General features: G+C 62.9%; 16 protein-coding genes. 9 read left to right on the top strand and 7 right to left on the bottom strand.

The window, feature by feature from the left end:
- Nucleotides 1-3: 3 nt before the first annotated feature.
- The 4 genes from D460_RS0126155 to D460_RS36540 form a co-directional block, all read right to left on the bottom strand.
- Complete coding sequence (locus D460_RS0126155) at nucleotides 4-1,251, bottom strand: murein L,D-transpeptidase family protein (protein WP_018901568.1); 1,248 nt, start codon at nucleotides 1,249-1,251, stop codon at nucleotides 4-6.
- A gap of 206 nt (nucleotides 1,252-1,457) precedes the next feature.
- Nucleotides 1,458-2,411 (bottom strand): acetyl-CoA carboxylase carboxyltransferase subunit alpha, encoded by a 954-nt coding sequence (locus D460_RS0126150; RefSeq protein WP_018901567.1) that lies wholly within the window; start codon nucleotides 2,409-2,411, stop codon nucleotides 1,458-1,460.
- A gap of 62 nt (nucleotides 2,412-2,473) precedes the next feature.
- Entirely contained in the window at nucleotides 2,474-3,427 is a 954-nt protein-coding gene (xerD, locus tag D460_RS0126145; protein ID WP_018901566.1) for a site-specific tyrosine recombinase XerD, read from the bottom strand.
- A 4-nt stretch (nucleotides 3,428-3,431) separates the two neighbouring features.
- Entirely contained in the window at nucleotides 3,432-3,608 is a 177-nt protein-coding gene (locus D460_RS36540) for a hypothetical protein (protein ID WP_018901565.1), read from the bottom strand.
- A gap of 146 nt (nucleotides 3,609-3,754) precedes the next feature.
- Between D460_RS36540 and D460_RS0126135 the strand changes: the two genes are divergently transcribed.
- The 4 genes from D460_RS0126135 to D460_RS0126120 all read left to right on the top strand — a co-directional run bounded on the left by D460_RS0126135 (nucleotide 3,755) and on the right by D460_RS0126120 (nucleotide 7,327).
- Nucleotides 3,755-4,342, top strand: coding sequence for a shikimate kinase (locus tag D460_RS0126135; protein ID WP_018901564.1), 588 nt, complete (start codon nucleotides 3,755-3,757; stop codon nucleotides 4,340-4,342).
- Nucleotides 4,342-5,472 carry a 3-dehydroquinate synthase gene (gene aroB / locus D460_RS0126130; RefSeq protein ID WP_018901563.1) on the top strand — a complete coding sequence of 377 codons (1,131 nt, stop codon included), beginning with the start codon at nucleotides 4,342-4,344 and terminating at the stop codon, nucleotides 5,470-5,472. Before D460_RS0126135 ends, aroB begins: the two co-directional genes overlap by 1 nt.
- Nucleotides 5,469-6,779: an HlyC/CorC family transporter gene (locus tag D460_RS0126125; protein WP_018901562.1), complete on the top strand. Its 1,311-nt coding sequence runs from the start codon at nucleotides 5,469-5,471 to the stop codon at nucleotides 6,777-6,779. Before aroB ends, D460_RS0126125 begins: the two co-directional genes overlap by 4 nt.
- 74 nt (nucleotides 6,780-6,853) lie before the next feature.
- A complete protein-coding gene (locus D460_RS0126120) occupies nucleotides 6,854-7,327 on the top strand; it encodes a DUF2938 domain-containing protein (RefSeq protein ID WP_018901561.1) in 474 nt (157 codons plus the stop codon).
- A 57-nt stretch (nucleotides 7,328-7,384) separates the two neighbouring features.
- Here D460_RS0126120 and D460_RS0126115 read toward each other — a convergent pair whose 3' ends face one another.
- Nucleotides 7,385-7,666 (bottom strand): BolA family protein, encoded by a 282-nt coding sequence (locus D460_RS0126115; RefSeq protein WP_026283562.1) that lies wholly within the window; start codon nucleotides 7,664-7,666, stop codon nucleotides 7,385-7,387.
- 105 nt (nucleotides 7,667-7,771) lie between these two features.
- Here D460_RS0126115 and D460_RS0126110 point away from each other — a divergent pair, with 105 nt between their 5' ends.
- From D460_RS0126110 to D460_RS0126095, 4 genes are all read left to right on the top strand, one after another.
- A complete protein-coding gene (locus tag D460_RS0126110; RefSeq protein ID WP_018901559.1) occupies nucleotides 7,772-8,386 on the top strand; it encodes a J domain-containing protein in 615 nt (204 codons plus the stop codon).
- A 307-nt stretch (nucleotides 8,387-8,693) separates the two neighbouring features.
- Nucleotides 8,694-9,686: a cobaltochelatase subunit CobS gene (gene cobS / locus D460_RS0126105; protein ID WP_018901558.1), complete on the top strand. Its 993-nt coding sequence runs from the start codon at nucleotides 8,694-8,696 to the stop codon at nucleotides 9,684-9,686.
- Between the two features lie 12 nt (nucleotides 9,687-9,698).
- Nucleotides 9,699-11,600, top strand: a complete 1,902-nt coding sequence (gene cobT / locus D460_RS0126100; RefSeq protein ID WP_018901557.1) for a cobaltochelatase subunit CobT — start codon at nucleotides 9,699-9,701, stop codon at nucleotides 11,598-11,600.
- A 6-nt stretch (nucleotides 11,601-11,606) separates the two neighbouring features.
- A complete protein-coding gene (locus D460_RS0126095; RefSeq protein ID WP_051110836.1) occupies nucleotides 11,607-12,662 on the top strand; it encodes an esterase-like activity of phytase family protein in 1,056 nt (351 codons plus the stop codon).
- 9 nt (nucleotides 12,663-12,671) lie between these two features.
- Here D460_RS0126095 and D460_RS0126090 read toward each other — a convergent pair whose 3' ends face one another.
- Nucleotides 12,672-13,562: an SDR family oxidoreductase gene (locus D460_RS0126090; RefSeq protein WP_018901555.1), complete on the bottom strand. Its 891-nt coding sequence runs from the start codon at nucleotides 13,560-13,562 to the stop codon at nucleotides 12,672-12,674.
- 126 nt (nucleotides 13,563-13,688) lie between these two features.
- Between D460_RS0126090 and D460_RS0126085 the strand changes: the two genes are divergently transcribed.
- Nucleotides 13,689-14,621, top strand: a complete 933-nt coding sequence (locus tag D460_RS0126085; protein ID WP_018901554.1) for an AraC family transcriptional regulator — start codon at nucleotides 13,689-13,691, stop codon at nucleotides 14,619-14,621.
- Between the two features lie 30 nt (nucleotides 14,622-14,651).
- Here D460_RS0126085 and D460_RS0126080 read toward each other — a convergent pair whose 3' ends face one another.
- Nucleotides 14,652-15,290: a queuosine precursor transporter gene (locus D460_RS0126080; protein WP_018901553.1), complete on the bottom strand. Its 639-nt coding sequence runs from the start codon at nucleotides 15,288-15,290 to the stop codon at nucleotides 14,652-14,654.
- Between the last annotated feature and the right edge of the window lie 38 nt (nucleotides 15,291-15,328).

Raw genomic sequence — 15,328 nt, 5'->3', positions numbered from 1 at the left:
CGATTAATCCCGGCCCCAGAACTTCCAGAACGGCTTCTTGGAGGCCACCTCGACAGATTCAGGCTGCTCGACAGGCGCGAAAGCCGTCGCGGTGGTCGGAGCCGATTCCATCGGGTTCGGCGTCGGCACCGGCACGGATGCCGGGTTGACGATCGCCGCATCGGCCGTCTTCACGCCAGCGGTGGCGTCGGCAGGTGTCGAGCCGGTCACCGTGTTGGCCGCAACCGTGGTCGCGGTCTTGGCGGCCGCCATGCCTTCGAGATCGGCGACCTTCATCATCTTGCCGGCTTCGAGCGACGTGCCGGTCGGCGCATAGGCGAGCTCGCGGCCCTTGCGCTGCTTGGCAACGACGGCCTTGCGCTCGGCTTCCGAAGGATCGTACCACGCCATGCCGTCGAATTCCTTCGACGCCTTGGTGTAGGCCAGCTCATAGGTCTTGTCGTAGGAGGCGAGCGCTGCGGTCAGCGCCGGCGGCGTCGACATCTCGGGGCACTTGCCGCCGGGATTGAACGCGCCCGAAGACTGTTGGTTGAAGACGTATCTCTTCTCGCAGAAGTTCACTTCCGGCGGACGCTTGGTGACTTCGAAATTGTCGTAGCCGACCTTCAGCATCTTCCAGAAATCGAAGTTCTCGTTCATCCGGTGCTTGAACATGTTCTCGGCCGTCATCCGGAACGGAAAGGCCTGCAGCTGCACACCGGTCTGGCCGCCCTTGAAGGCGTCGCGCGCGAAAGCATAAATCTCGAGCACCTGCTCGTCCGTCATCGAATAGCAGCCCGACGACGAGCAAGCGCCGTGGATCATCAGATCCGTGCCGGTGCGGCCGTTGACGGCATCGTAGCGGTTCGGAAAGCCGGTATTGATGGCGAGATAATATTTCGAGTTCGGGTTCAGGTTCGCCTTGGTCAGGTTGTAGAAACCTTCCGGCGCCTGCCGATCACCCTGTTTCACCTTGGGACCGAGACGGCCCGACCACGCGCAGATCTTGTAGCTGGCGATCTTGTCGTAGCGGTTGTCCGTCTTCGCCTTCCAGATCTCGAGCTGGCCTTCTTCCTTGAAGATGCGGATCAGGATCGGCGAATTGCGATCCATGCTCTTCGCGGCCATTTCGTTGAGGATGCGCGGCGGAAGCGGCTGTTCGACCTTGTTCTTGACCTTGGACAGGTCGATCTGCGTGGTTTCCAACGCGTCGTTGCAGCCGGCCAAGGCCAGCGCCATCAGGGAAACATAGGCAAAATGACGAAAGCGCATTCAATCTAGCCCAATTACGAGATGCGACCCAATCCGTTGAACGGGTTCGAAGTGAAGCGAATCATTGGCCCAATCTGGTTTATAAAACCTTAATGACCATGCCGCGCACCCACGACCCCCGCAAGCACAAAAGCTATTGATAACACTAATGTGGCCAAGGTTTGGCCGCAATCCGCGGCCTCCCCCAAGCCTGCTTCGCAACCCCCTTAGAGGTTGCGGCCCATGTTCAGGAACTTCTGGCGGCGATCGTTGCGGATCTGCTCGCCGGTGCGGCTCGCCATTTCGCCGAGCGCATTGGCGATGACATCGCCGGTCGACGCGATCACGCTATCAGGATCGCGATGCGCGCCGCCGAGCGGTTCACCAATGATGCCGTCGATGATGCCGAGCGCCTTCAGGTCGTCCGAGGTGATCTTCATGTTGGTGGCCGCTTCCTTGGCGCGCGCGGAATCGCGCCACAGGATGGAGGCCGCACCTTCAGGTGAGATCACGCTGTAGATCGCATGCTCGAGCATGTAGACCCGGTTGCCGGTGGCGATCGCGATCGCGCCGCCCGAACCGCCTTCGCCAATGACGACGGAGATGATCGGAACCTTGAGGCCGAGGCACATTTCCGTCGAACGGGCGATGGCTTCCGCCTGCCCGCGCTCTTCGGCGCCGACGCCGGGATAGGCACCAGCCGTATCGACCAGCGTGATCACGGGCAGACCGAAGCGGTCGGCCATCTCAAGCACACGGATCGCCTTGCGGTAGCCCTCGGGGCGCGCGCTGCCGAAATTGTGCTTCAGGCGGCTCTTCGTGTCGTTGCCCTTTTCCTGGCCGATGACGGCAACAGGCTGGCCGCGGAAGCGCGCCAGACCCGCCTGGATGGCGGCATCCTCGGAAAACTTGCGGTCGCCGGCGAGCGGCGTGAATTCCTGGAACAGCGTCTTGGCGTAGTCGACGAAGTGCGGCCGCTGCGGATGACGCGCGACCTGGGTCTTCTGCCAGGCGTTGAGCTTCGAATAGATTTCGACCGTCGCTTCGCGAACACGAACTTCGAGCCTGCCGATTTCATCGGATGTGTCGATGCTCTCGTCTTCCGAGGCAATCTTCTTCAGTTCGATGATCTTGCCTTCGAGGTCGGAGATCGGCTTTTCGAAGTCGAGATAATTGTGCATGAGGTGCGTTTCCGTTCCTTGTGCCCGGGGCATTTGTCTTTTGGCTGCCCTTGTCGCCGGTCCTAATCCTGCTTTTTCGCCTGTTTGGCAAGGGGGTGATGCGTTTGGACCAGTTGCTGGAGCCTTTCTTCCAGCACATGCGTGTAGATTTGCGTGGTGGAAATGTCCGAATGGCCAAGCAGTTCCTGCACCACGCGCAGATCGGCGCCGTTGGCCAGCAGATGGCTGGCAAAGGCGTGCCGCATCACGTGCGGCGAGATCATCGATGGGGTAAGCCCCGCCCGGATCGCCAGGTTCTTGAGGTCGCGGGCAAAGACCTGTCGGGCGAGATACCCCTCTTTCGAGGCCGCCGGAAACAGCCAAGGGCTTTCCTGTGGATTTTCGGCTTTTGCCGCCTCGGCGGCCAGCATCCGGCCATAAAGCTTCAGCGCTGCGATCGCCGATTGCGACAGCGGCACCAGCCGCTCCTTGTTGCCCTTGCCGCGGATGATCAGGAAACGCCCTTCCTGGTCGAGCACGCGGGCGGGAAGCGACACCAGCTCACTGACGCGCATGCCGGTGGCGTAAAGCAGCTCCAGCAGCGCCAGCATGCGCAGCCGCTGCAATTGCCCGGGCGCCTCGTCCTGCGCCTCCTCCTCGGCCTTCTCCAAAAGCCGGCCGACTTCGTCGACGCCCATCGTCTTAGGCAGCGCCCGCCCCTTCTTCGGCGCGTCGAGAATGCCGGTCGGATCGTCGGTGCGCAGCCCCTCGGCATAGAGGAACTTGTAGAACTGCCGCATCGCCGCCAGCCGCCTCGCCTGCGACGAAGGCTTGAAGCCCTGCGCGGCAAGTGAAGCCAGATAGGCCGAGAGATCGGCGGACGCGGCCTCGGTCAGCCGCACGCTTCTGCCGTTCAGGAAGGAATGCAGGTCGTCGAGATCGCGCTCGTAGGAGGAAAGCGTATTGGCAGCGGCACCCCGCTCGGCGCTCATCATTTCGAGAAAGGACTCGACCTGAACGCGGCTGAGATCCCTCATCGCGTCACTTCTTCGCCGGGCTGATCGCGCCGGTGGCGGGCGGATTGATCCGCTCGGATGGAATGCGGATCGTCACGTCGCGCTCCTTCGGCTCGACGAAAGTCACGAGCGCCCACATCGTTCCGTATATCGCTCCGGCGATGACCGCCAATATGGCGAGAAATCGGAACAGGCTCGGCATTCAACAACTCCATGGCTTTGCTTCTTTATGAAGAAGCGCGTTTGCAAGTGCAAGAAGCAGCTTTTGAACCATGATTCCCTTACCTCTGACTTGACGCTACACCTGCATTTGTTGATACCGTTCGCAAACAAAGTGTGAATGGACCAATGAACGACCCAGTTCTGATCGTTGCCGATAGCCTGAGGGACAGAGCTCGTGCTGCGCTCGGTTCGCGCAATCTGATCCTCGTTGGTCTGATGGGCGCCGGCAAGTCGTCGGTGGGCCGTATCGTCGCCACCCAGCTGGGCATCCCCTTCATCGATAGCGATGCCGAAATCGAGCGCGTGTCGCGCATGTCGATCAGCGAGCTTTTCGCAGCCTACGGCGAAGACGAATTCCGCGCGCTTGAGGGACGGGTGATGAAGCGGCTGCTGAAGGGCGGCCCGCGCCTCGTCTCCACGGGCGGCGGCGCCTTCATCAACGACCGCACCCGCAAGCATATCAAGCGAGGCGGCCTGTCGGTTTGGCTGAAGGCCGATCTCGACGTGCTCTGGGAACGCGTAAACAAACGCGACACCCGCCCGCTGCTGAAGACCGAAAATCCCAAGCAGACGCTCGAAAACCTGATGAACGCAAGATACCCGATCTACGAGCAGGCCGACCTCACCGTTCTCTCGCGCGATGTGCGCAAGGAAGTAATGGCCGACGAAGTGCTGAAAGCCGTGATCGACAGCAGAACCGAAAGTGCAGCCTGATGAATGCGATTGCCGCCTCTGCCGAATGCAAGGTTCACGTGCCGCTGGGCGACCGCGCCTACGACATCCTGATCGGTCCCGGCCTGATCGCGCGTGCCGGCGCCGAGATCGCCGCCCGCCTCAAGGGCCGCAAGGCCGCCATCATCACCGACGAGAACGTCGCGCCGCTCTATCTCAACGCCCTCGTCGAGAGCCTGACGGCCTCCGGCATCGCCTCGTCTTCGCTGATCTTGCCGGCCGGCGAAAAGACCAAGAGCTTCGAGCATCTGATCACCGCCTGCGACAAGGTTCTGGAAGCCCGCGTCGAGCGTAACGATTACGTGATCGCGCTCGGCGGCGGCGTCATCGGCGACCTCTCCGGCTTCGTTGCCGGCATTATCAGACGCGGCGTGCGCTTCGTGCAGATCCCGACATCGCTGCTGTCGCAGGTTGATTCCTCCGTCGGCGGCAAGACCGGCATCAACAGCCGCCACGGCAAGAACCTGATCGGCGTCTTCCACCAGCCGGACCTCGTACTGGCCGATAGCGATGTTCTGAACACGCTCTCCGAACGCGAATTCCGCGCCGGCTACGCCGAAGTCGCCAAATACGGGCTGATCGACAAGCCCGATTTCTTCACCTGGCTGGAAAACAACTGGCAGTCCGTCTTCTCCGGCGGCGCCGCCCGCATCGAGGCGATCGCCGCAAGCTGTCAGGCGAAATCGGACGTGGTCGTCGCCGACGAGCATGAAAACGGTCAGCGCGCCCTGCTCAATCTCGGCCACACCTTCGGCCACGCGCTGGAAGCCGCAACCGCTTACGACAGCAGCCGTCTCGTCCATGGCGAAGGCGTTGCGATCGGCATGGTGCTCGCCCACGAATTCTCGGCCCGCATGAACCTTGCAAGCCCTGACGACGCAAAGCGCGTCGAGCACCACCTGAAGGAAGTCGGCCTTCCGACCCGCATGTCGCAAATCCCGGGCACGCTGCCGCCGGCCGAAGTGCTGATGGACGCGATCGCGCAGGACAAGAAGGTCAAGAGCGGCAAGCTCACCTTCATCCTCACCCGCGGCATCGGCCAGTCCTTCGTCGCAAACGACGTCCCGGCATCCGAAGTGTTGAGCTTCCTCAAGGAAAAACACCCGCAATGACCCTCGAAGGCACGCTGGCATTTCTTTCCGCATATTGGCCGGAAATCGTTTCCATCGTGGCCCTCGTCCTCATGTCCGCCTTCTTCTCCGGCTCCGAGACGGCGCTGACCGCCGTATCGCGCAGCCGCATCCATACGCTTGAGGCCAACGGCGAAGAGCGCGCCGGCATCGTGCGCGAACTGATCGAGCGCCGCGACCGGCTGATCGGCGCGCTCCTGATCGGCAACAACCTCGCCAACATCCTCTCGTCCTCGATCGCCACCAGCGTCTTCCTCGGCCTGTTTGGCAACTCGGGCGTGGCGCTGGCGACACTCGCCATGACGGTCATCCTCGTCATCTTCGCCGAAGTGCTGCCGAAGAGCTGGGCGATCTCGATCCCCGAACGTTTCGCGCTCGCAGTCGCCAAGGCCGTCAAGGCCTTCGTCTTCATCGTCGGCCCGGTCTCCTCCTTCGTAAACCTCATCGTCCGCTGGATTCTCGCCCGCTTCGGCATCAACCTGTCGCGCGAAGTCTCCATGCTGTCGGCGCACGAAGAGCTGCGCGGCGCCGTCGATCTCTTGCATCGCGAGGGATCGGTGGTGAAGGCCGATCGCGACCGCCTCGGCGGCGTGCTCGATCTCGGCGAACTCGAACTGTCCGATATCATGGTCCACCGCATGGCCATGCGCTGCATCAACGCCGACGATCCGCCGGAGGTTGTCGTGCGCACCATTCTCGACAGCCCGTTTACCCGCATGCCGCTCTGGCGCGGCACGACCGACAACATCATCGGCGTCGTGCACTCCAAGGACCTGCTGAGGGCGCTCGCCGAGCGCAACGCCGAGCCCGAACAGCTCGACATCATCAAGATCGCCCAAAAGCCCTGGTTCGTGCCCGACAGCACCAATCTCGAGGCGCAGCTCAACGCCTTCCTGCGCCGCAAGCAGCATTTCGCCGTCGTGGTCGACGAATATGGCGAGGTGCAGGGCATCGTCACGCTGGAAGACATCCTCGAGGAGATCGTCGGCGACATCTCCGACGAGCACGACATCGAAATGCAGGGCGTGCGCCAGGAGGCGGACGGCTCGGTGGTGGTCGATGGCAACGTGCCGATCCGCGATCTCAACCGCGCGCTCGACTGGCAACTCCCCGACGAGGAGGCGACGACGATCGCCGGTCTCGTCATCCACGAATCCATGACCATTCCCGAGGAGCGCCAGGCCTTCACATTCTACGGCAAGCGCTTCATCGTCATGAAACGCGACAAGAACCGCATCACCAGACTGCGTATCCGCCCGGCGGAGGAGAACGAAAACAACCCCGCCTGATCTCCCGTCATCCCCTTGTCACCCATTGCGCGCTGCGGGAGGAGCCCGGCGAGCAGCATCATTATGGATTTGATATGTTTGATCTTCTCTGGCGCTCGATCGCCATCGGCATCGGCGCCACCATCCTCATGGACATCTGGTCTATCGCTCTTGCCAAGGGCGCGATACCCAATTGGGGACCGCCCGGCCGCTGGCTCTGGCATCTCTTCGCCAAGGGCACCGTCTTCCACGACGATATCGGCAAGGCCGAACCCTATAAGCATGAAGTGGCGCTCGGCTGGGTCTTCCATTACGCCGTCGGCATCATCTACGGCATCATGCTGGTGATCCTGACCGGCCCTTACTGGCTGATCGCGCCGACCTTCCTGCCCGCCTGGATCTGGGGCATCGTCACCATCGCCGGCGGCTGGTTCCTGCTGCAGCCGGGCCTCGGCATCGGCTGGGCGGCATCGAAGACGCCGAACCCCAACAAGGTTCGCTTCCTCGGCCTCGTCGCCCACACCGTCTTCGGCTTCGGCCTCTACGCGACGGCACTTCTGATTCGTTAGAGGCGCCCGCCATCCTTGCGAAACCGCCGCACCGCGCCCATATGACGCGGTGTCGGCTTACCAGCGCACCGGCTCTCCGGGCGCCGCCGGCTCCACTGCCAGCGCATGCAACCCCGTATCCAGTTCAGGTTTCAGAAGCTCCGTGATCGCCCGGTGACGCGCCAGCCGTGTCATGCCGGCAAACGATGCGGAGATGATCCTGACCCGCATATGGGTCTCGCCTTCCCCTGTAACGTCAGGGTGATGGCCCGCATGCAGGTGGCTTTCGTTGATGACATCAAGCCGCTCCGGCGCGAATGCCGCGGTGAGCTTCTCTTCGATGGAGGATTGAACTGTCATGAGCCGATCTTGCTGCCTTGAGAAAAAGGTTCCCACCAAGCCAGCAACATTCCCGTTTGTCAATTCTTGTCCTCACCCATTCTGAGCCCCATAATTAGCGCCGTCATGAGACTTGATTCCAAATATTTCGATCGCATCCGCACCCGCCGCAAACGCGAGCAGGAACCCGAACAGGCTCCCCCGTCCTGTCAGTGGGACGGCTGCGACAAGAAAGGCGTGCATCGCGCTCCCGTCGGACGCAATGCCGAGGGGCAGTTCTTTCTCTTCTGCTTCGAGCACGTCAAAGAGTACAACAAGGGCTACAACTATTTCTCCGGCCTCTCGGACGGCGAGATCGCGCGCTACCAGAAGGAAGCGATCACGGGCCATCGCCCGACCTGGACCGTCGGCGTCAACAAGTCGGCCAAGGATAGCCCGATCCAGTCGGATATCCGCTCCGGCGCCTATACGCGGGTTCGCGATCCCTTCGGCTTCGTCAAGGAAAACAAGAGCAGCGGCCCGCGCTTTCCCGAGCAGCGCAAGCTGAAGAGCCTGGAAGCCAAGGCCTTCGACACCATGAACCTTGCGGCCAACGCCACATCGTCAGAGATCAAGAGCCGCTACAAGGAACTGGTGAAGAAGCACCATCCCGACGCGAACGGCGGCGACCGTGGTTCCGAGGAGCGCTTCCGCGCCGTGATCCAGGCCTATCAATTATTGAAGCAGAACGGTTTTTGTTAATTCCCGTCCTTGCTCTTGGTCTTCAATCGGGTATGGTCCAAATCGGCTGAGGCCGCAGGCAACCGCGGCACCTTTTCCGCGTTTGTCTCACAGGCGCCTCGGCCACTTCCGGACGCGGCGTTTCTTGTCCGGGACTATCGTCAAGAATGCTCGCAGGCGGTGATTTGATCGTCCCCGAGGTTTCGTTTCAGTCCCGGAGAAGCATCGCCGACGTTCAGACATGAGCGCGTGGGATACCACAACGCCATGATCGCGAAACGAGCTGAGACAGTATGGCAGGGTGTCGGCCACCCGCCTTGGAGACATGATGAGCAAGATTGACCTTGATATCTCGGAACTTCCGGACACCACCGTTTCGGTCAGGGAGGTCTTCGGCATCGATTCTGACATCCGCGTTCCGGCCTACAGCCAGGGCAGCGCCTATGTTCCGGATCTCGATCCCGACTATCTCTTCGATCGCGAAACCACGCTCGCCATCATTGCCGGCTTCGCTCATAACCGACGCGTGATGATCTCCGGCTACCACGGCACCGGCAAGTCCTCGCATATCGAGCAGGTCGCCGCCCGCCTCAACTGGCCTTGCGTGCGCATCAACCTCGACAGCCATGTCAGCCGTATCGATCTCGTCGGCAAGGACGCCATCGTCGTCAAGGACGGCCTGCAGGTCACCGAATTCAAGGACGGCATCCTGCCCTGGGCCTACCAGCACAACGTCGCGCTCGTCTTCGACGAATACGATGCCGGCCGCCCCGACGTCATGTTCGTCATCCAGCGCGTTCTGGAATCCTCCGGCCGCCTGACGCTGCTCGACCAGAGCCGCGTTATCCGCCCGCACCCGGCCTTCCGCCTGTTCGCGACCGCCAACACCATCGGCCTCGGCGATACCACCGGCCTCTATCACGGCACGCAGCAGATCAACCAGGCGCAGATGGACCGCTGGTCGATCATCTCGACGCTGAACTACCTGCCGCACGAGCACGAAGTGAACATCGTCGCCGCCAAGGTGAAGAGCTTCGGCAAGGACAAGAACGGCCGCGATACCGTCTCCAAGATGGTCCGCGTCGCCGATCTCACTCGCGCCTCCTTCATGAACGGCGATCTCTCGACCGTCATGAGCCCGCGTACCGTCATCACCTGGGCCGAGAATGCCGAGATCTTCGGCGATCTCGCCTTCGCCTTCCGTGTCACCTTCCTCAACAAGTGCGACGAACTGGAGCGTCCGCTGGTTGCCGAGCACTATCAGCGCGCCTTCGGCGTCGAGCTGAAGGAAAGCGCCGCCAACATCGTCCTGGAGGCCTGAGGCTAACGGATCATGGCAGCGCGTGGTGACAATTCGAAAGCAAAGCCCGGTGCACCCGTCGACGTGGAGCCGCTGCGCCGGGCGATAACCGGCAGCGTGCGCGCGATCGCCGGCGACGGCGAGGTCGAGGTGACCTTCGCCAACGAGCGGCCGGGCATGACCGCCGAGCGCATCCGCCTGCCGGAACTGTCCAAGCGCCCGACGATGCACGAGCTTGCGGTGACCCGCGGGCTCGGCGATTCGATGGCGCTGCGACTTGCCTGCCATGACGAGAAGGTGCACGCGACGATGGCGCCGCAGGGCTCCGACGCCCGTGCCATCTTCGATGCCGTCGAGCAGGCGCGCGTGGAATCGATCGGCGCGCTGCGCATGGAAGGCGTCGCCAGCAATCTGCGCTCGATGACGACGGAAAAATACGCCAAGGCCAATTTCTCCGGCATCGAACGCCAGGAAGACGCGCCCGTCGGCGAAGCCGTGGCCATGATGGTGCGCGAAAAGCTGACCGGCGAGAAGCCGCCGGAATCGGCCGGCAAGGTGCTCGATCTCTGGCGCTCTTTCATCGAGGACAAGGCCGGCAAGGATCTTGAGAACCTGACCGGCGTCATCAACGATCAGCAGGCCTTCTCCAAGGTCATCCGCAACATGCTCACGGCCATGGAAATGGCCGAGGAATATGGCGACGACGACAGCGATCCTGACTCTGACGACCAGCAGGACGAGGAAGACAAGCCGAGCGGCGAAGACCAGAACGACGACGATGTCGAGGACGATGCCGGCTCGGATGCAGCCCCCGTCGAAGACAGCGAAGTCGCCGACGAGCAGATGGAGGACGGCGAGACCGAAGGCGCCGAGATCTCCGACGACGACATGCAGGAAGAGGGCGAGGACGACAGTGAGACGCCGGGCGAAACCCGCCGTCCGAACACGCCCTTCGACGATTTCAACGAAAAGGTCGACTACCACGTCTTCACCGAGGAGTTCGACGAGACGATCACCGCCGAAGAGCTGTGCGACGCCGCCGAGCTGGAGCGCCTGCGCGCCTTCCTCGACAAGCAGCTCGCCCATCTCCAGGGCGCCGTCGGCCGTCTTGCCAACCGCCTGCAGCGCCGCCTGATGGCGCAGCAGAACCGCTCCTGGGATTTCGACCTGGAAGAAGGCTATCTCGATCCGGCCCGCCTGACGCGCCTGATCATCGATCCCACCCAGGCGCTCTCCTTCAAGAAGGAGCGCGACACGCAGTTCCGCGATACGGTCGTGACGCTGCTGATCGACAATTCCGGCTCCATGCGCGGCCGCCCGATCACCGTTGCCGCGACCTGCGCCGACATTCTCGCCCGCACGCTGGAGCGCTGCGGCGTAAAGGTCGAAATCTTGGGCTTCACTACCAAGGCCTGGAAGGGCGGACAGGCGCGCGAACAGTGGCTCGCCAATGGCAAGCCGCAGACGCCGGGCCGCCTCAACGACCTGCGCCACATCATCTACAAGTCAGCCGACGCGCCATGGCGCCGCTCGCGCACCAATCTCGGCCTGATGATGCGCGAAGGCCTGCTCAAGGAAAACATCGACGGCGAAGCGCTGATGTGGGCGCATAACCGCCTGATCGCGCGGCGCGAGCAGCGCAAGATCCTGATGATGATCTCCGACGGCGCGCCGGTCGACGATTCGACACTCTCGGTCAATCCGGGCAACTACCTAGAGCGCCACCTGCGCGCGGTCATCGAACGCATCGAGACCCGCTCTCCGGTCGAGCTCCTCGCCATCGGCATCGGCCACGACGTCACGCGATACTATCGCCGCGCCGTCACCATCGTCGATGCCGACGAGCTCGCAGGCGCCATGACCGAACAGCTGGCCTCGCTCTTCGAGGATCAGGCGGCGCAACCGCGCGGCGGACGCGCCCGCCGCGCCGGCTGATCGCTTATGAAGCAATCGGCTCCGGCGTTCCGAACCCGTTTCGCTGGAGCCCTCTTGCTGGCCGCCTCACTTGCGGCCGGCACATCCGCCCTGGCCGAAACGCCGGCGGCGGAGGTGAGAAGCAGCATCATCTCGAACTTCAAGATCGGCTCCGACGAGAAGCGCTTCGGGCCTTTCGAATTCGTCGGCGGCCTGGAAATGGTCTCCCCGAACCGCCTCTTCGGCTCGCTGTCCTCAATCCGTTTCCGCGATGACCAGAAGCATTTCGTCGGCGTCCTCGATACCGGCCACTGGATGACCGGCCGCATCGAGCGCGGCGCGGACGGCAGCCTGAGCGGGCTTGCCGATGTCGAGATCACCCCGATGCGCGACCGCGTCGGTAAAATCCTCGAAGGCAAGGCATTGATGGACGCCGAGGGTGTGGCGCTGAAGGACGGCAAGGTTATGGTCTCATATGAGCAATTCCACCGCGTCGACCTCTATCCCGATCCCGGTTTCGAGACCTCGCGCGCGCTCGACACGCTCCCCATCCCCTTCGAGAAGAAGCAGCTTCGCGCCAATCGCGGCTTCGAGACGATCGCCGTCTCGCCGTCATCGAGCCCGCTCAAAGGCGGCACGCTGATCGTCGCCGAGCGCAGCCTTGACGACGACGGAAATGCTTATGCCGCGATCCTGGACGGGCCGCTGAAAGGTAAGCTGGCGCTTGCCCATTACGGCGACTTCGACGCCACCGACGGCGCCTTCCTGCCGAATGGCGATCTCCTGCTGCTGGAGCGCCGCTTCAACATGGCCGAAGGCATTGGCATGCGCATCCGCCGCATCAAGTCGACCGATATCAAGCCCGGCAGTGTCATGGACGGCGAGATCCTCATCCAGGGCGATTTCGGCTACCAGATCGACAACATGGAAGGTCTCGACACCTTTACCGCCGCCGACGGCAGCACCCATGTCATTCTCGTCTCCGACGACAACCACTCGATCCTCCAGCGCAACCTGATGCTGGAGTTCAAGCTGGACGAGCGGCGGCCCGACCCATCGGCCGACACCGCCGCCTCGCATTGACAGGGCACGTCAGCCCTCGAAGTAAGCATGTCGGTCGAGATCGGCGATCAGCCCCTGATGCCTGGGCTCCCAGCCGAGCGTTTCCCGCGTCCAGGCGCTGGACGCCCGGTTGTTGATCGACGCGAAATGCGTGAACCAGCCGAAATGCTCCGCCGCCTCTTCAGTCGACTTTGAGACGACAGGCAGACCAAGCCGCTTGCCGATGACGCCGGCGATCTCGCGAAACGGGATCCCCTCCTCCGCCACGCCATGGTAGCGCGCACCCGCCTGCGCCTTCTCCAGTGCCAGCCGGTAGAGACTGCCGGTATCGAGACGATGCACCGCCGGCCAATGGTTCATGCCCTCGCCGATATGGGCCGAGGCGCCTTTCTCGCGCGCGAGGCCGATGACGATGGGCACGAAGCCATGGTCGCCATCGCCATGCACGGAAGGCGGAAGACGCACCACCGAGGCGCTGAGGCCATGCGGCACCATGGAAAGCGCGGCCTTCTCCGAGACCCGCGGAATGGCCGACGACGAGGGTGCCGCCATCTCCTCCGTGGCGACCGCGCCCGGCGCCAGCAGACCCGTGCCCGAGGTCACGACCATGTGCCGGCCGGTGCCCGAGAGCACCTTGCCCATCGCCTCGATGGCGCGCCCGTCGATCTCGCAATTCTCCTTGAACTTGGAGAAGTCGTGGATGAAGCCCGTGTGGATCACGCCGTCGCAGGCATCAGCCCCTCGGCGCAGACTGTCGAGATCCTCTAGATCGCCGCGATGAACCTTTGCCCCCGCAGCCTCCAGCGACGCGGCCGAAGCATCCGAGCGGGCGAGACCGAGCACCTGATGGCCGGCCTGAATGAGATCCTGAACGACGGCCGAACCGACAAAGCCGGTGGCACCGGTAACGAAAACGCGCATGGTCATCTCCTTGCTTGCTGCGACGCGCCCGCCGATGCGGACGTGTCGAGGAGAAGCTAGGGCCTTGAGGCGATACGGTCCATGTTATATTGTCCGGAATATCTTCGCGATCGTCCGGAGTTTCCAATGGACCCTCTGTCAAATGTGCTCTCGCTTCTGAAGCCGCAAAACTACCTCTCCGCCGGCATGGAGGCAGGCGGAGATTGGGCGATCCAGTTTCCAGACCAGCAAGGCGGCATCAAGTGCGGCGCCATCGTATCAGGCACCTGCTGGCTCAGCGTCGAGGGTATTGAGGATCCGGTACATCTGCGCGCCGGAGACAGCTTTCTGCTCCCACGCGGCCGGCCGTTCAGGCTGGCGACCGATCTCGCGCTCGAACCGACCCCGGCCGCCACGATCTTCCTCGGCCCGCGCAAGGATGGCATCGTCTCGCTGAACGATGGCCGCGACTTCTCGATCGTTAGCTGCCGCTTCGGCCTTGCCGGCAGTCACGCCGATATCCTGCTCAAGATGCTGCCGCCGATCGTGCTCCTGCGCGACGAGCAAAGCCAGGCGGCGCTGCGCTTTGCTGTCGAGCAGATGATGCAGGAACTGCGCGCACCGCAGCCGGGCGGCTTCCTGATCGTCGAGCACCTCGCTCACATGATCCTCGTACAGGCCTTGCGGCTGCATCTGGCCGATCGCTCGAACACCGGCGTCGGCTGGCTCTTCGCGCTGGCCGACAGGCAGATGAGTGCTGCGATATCCGCGATCCACGACAGCCCTGCCGAACGCTGGACGCTGCAGGCGCTTGCCTCGCGCGCCGGCATGTCGCGCTCCACTTTCGCGCAGAAATTCAGGGAAACGGTCGGCACCTCGCCGATGGAGTATCTGGCGCAATGGCGCATGCTGCTGGCAGGCAACCGGCTGGAGAACTCCCGCGACCCGATCTCGGTCATCGCGCCCTCGCTCGGCTACGAGTCCGAGGCAGCCTTCAGCACGGCTTTCAAGCGGATCATGGGCTGCTCGCCCCGGCAATATGTTCGCGACCGCCCCAAAATGGCGACGGCGCTTTCATGATGAAGCGCCGCCGTTGGATTGTATCGAGGATCAGCTGGCCGCGCGTGCGCCCTGCATCGGCCTGAGCACGCTCATCAGCGCGCCGTAGGGCAGAAGCATCACGAGGCCGACCAGCAGCTTCACCCAGAAATCGCCGATCGCCCAGGAAATCCAGCGCGGCGCCTCGGCGGCGAAAACGCCAAGAATGGGCGACGCCTCGAGCGCGAACGGCTCGTTCGGACCGAGGAAGACGAAGAAGGCAGCAAAGGACAGCGAGAAGAAGATCACCGTGTCGAGCATGGAGCCGAGCACCGAGCCGACCAGCGGCGCGCGCCACCAGGCCTGCCGGCGCAGCCGGTTGAACAGCGCGATATCGAGCAACTGGCCAGCCAGATACGCCGTACCGGAAGCGATCGCGATGCGCGGCACCGATGTGAAGAAGGACAGCGCTACGCCGACGAGGAAGCCGGCGAACACCACCTTGCGCGCCGCCTGCGGCCCGAACTGACGGTTGGTGAGATCGGTGATCAGGAAGGCGACCGGATAGGTGAAGGCACCCCAGGTGAGCAGATCGGCGAGATTGACGCCTGCGAACGTGACGTTCAGCGGGAACTGCACGAGGAAGTTCGACGAGACGACGACAAGCGTCATCAAGGCGACGTAGATAAGGGTATAGCGCGTCTGAAGCATTTTTTTATCCTGGGGTATGCCACCAGTTGGAGGAACAG

It is taken from the genome of Rhizobium sp. 2MFCol3.1 (assembly GCF_000377565.1).
In the GTDB taxonomy this organism is placed as follows: domain Bacteria; phylum Pseudomonadota; class Alphaproteobacteria; order Rhizobiales; family Rhizobiaceae; genus Rhizobium.
The sequence above is the reverse complement of the archived record's forward strand: the minus strand, read 5'-3'. Positions and strand labels throughout refer to the sequence as shown.

Bases quoted from the DNA above. Each gene is read 5' to 3' on its own strand.
- D460_RS0126155 (WP_018901568.1), bottom strand. From the start codon at position 1,251: ATGCGCTTTCGTCATTTTGCCTATGTTTCCCTGATGGCGCTGGCCTTG.
- D460_RS0126150 (WP_018901567.1), bottom strand. From the start codon at position 2,411: ATGCACAATTATCTCGACTTCGAAAAGCCGATCTCCGACCTCGAAGGC.
- xerD (WP_018901566.1), bottom strand. From the start codon at position 3,427: ATGAGGGATCTCAGCCGCGTTCAGGTCGAGTCCTTTCTCGAAATGATG.
- D460_RS36540 (WP_018901565.1), bottom strand. From the start codon at position 3,608: ATGCCGAGCCTGTTCCGATTTCTCGCCATATTGGCGGTCATCGCCGGA.
- D460_RS0126135 (WP_018901564.1), top strand. From the start codon at position 3,755: ATGAACGACCCAGTTCTGATCGTTGCCGATAGCCTGAGGGACAGAGCT.
- aroB (WP_018901563.1), top strand. From the start codon at position 4,342: ATGAATGCGATTGCCGCCTCTGCCGAATGCAAGGTTCACGTGCCGCTG.
- D460_RS0126125 (WP_018901562.1), top strand. From the start codon at position 5,469: ATGACCCTCGAAGGCACGCTGGCATTTCTTTCCGCATATTGGCCGGAA.
- D460_RS0126120 (WP_018901561.1), top strand. From the start codon at position 6,854: ATGTTTGATCTTCTCTGGCGCTCGATCGCCATCGGCATCGGCGCCACC.
- D460_RS0126115 (WP_026283562.1), bottom strand. From the start codon at position 7,666: ATGACAGTTCAATCCTCCATCGAAGAGAAGCTCACCGCGGCATTCGCG.
- D460_RS0126110 (WP_018901559.1), top strand. From the start codon at position 7,772: ATGAGACTTGATTCCAAATATTTCGATCGCATCCGCACCCGCCGCAAA.
- cobS (WP_018901558.1), top strand. From the start codon at position 8,694: ATGAGCAAGATTGACCTTGATATCTCGGAACTTCCGGACACCACCGTT.
- cobT (WP_018901557.1), top strand. From the start codon at position 9,699: ATGGCAGCGCGTGGTGACAATTCGAAAGCAAAGCCCGGTGCACCCGTC.
- D460_RS0126095 (WP_051110836.1), top strand. From the start codon at position 11,607: ATGAAGCAATCGGCTCCGGCGTTCCGAACCCGTTTCGCTGGAGCCCTC.
- D460_RS0126090 (WP_018901555.1), bottom strand. From the start codon at position 13,562: ATGCGCGTTTTCGTTACCGGTGCCACCGGCTTTGTCGGTTCGGCCGTC.
- D460_RS0126085 (WP_018901554.1), top strand. From the start codon at position 13,689: ATGGACCCTCTGTCAAATGTGCTCTCGCTTCTGAAGCCGCAAAACTAC.
- D460_RS0126080 (WP_018901553.1), bottom strand. From the start codon at position 15,290: ATGCTTCAGACGCGCTATACCCTTATCTACGTCGCCTTGATGACGCTT.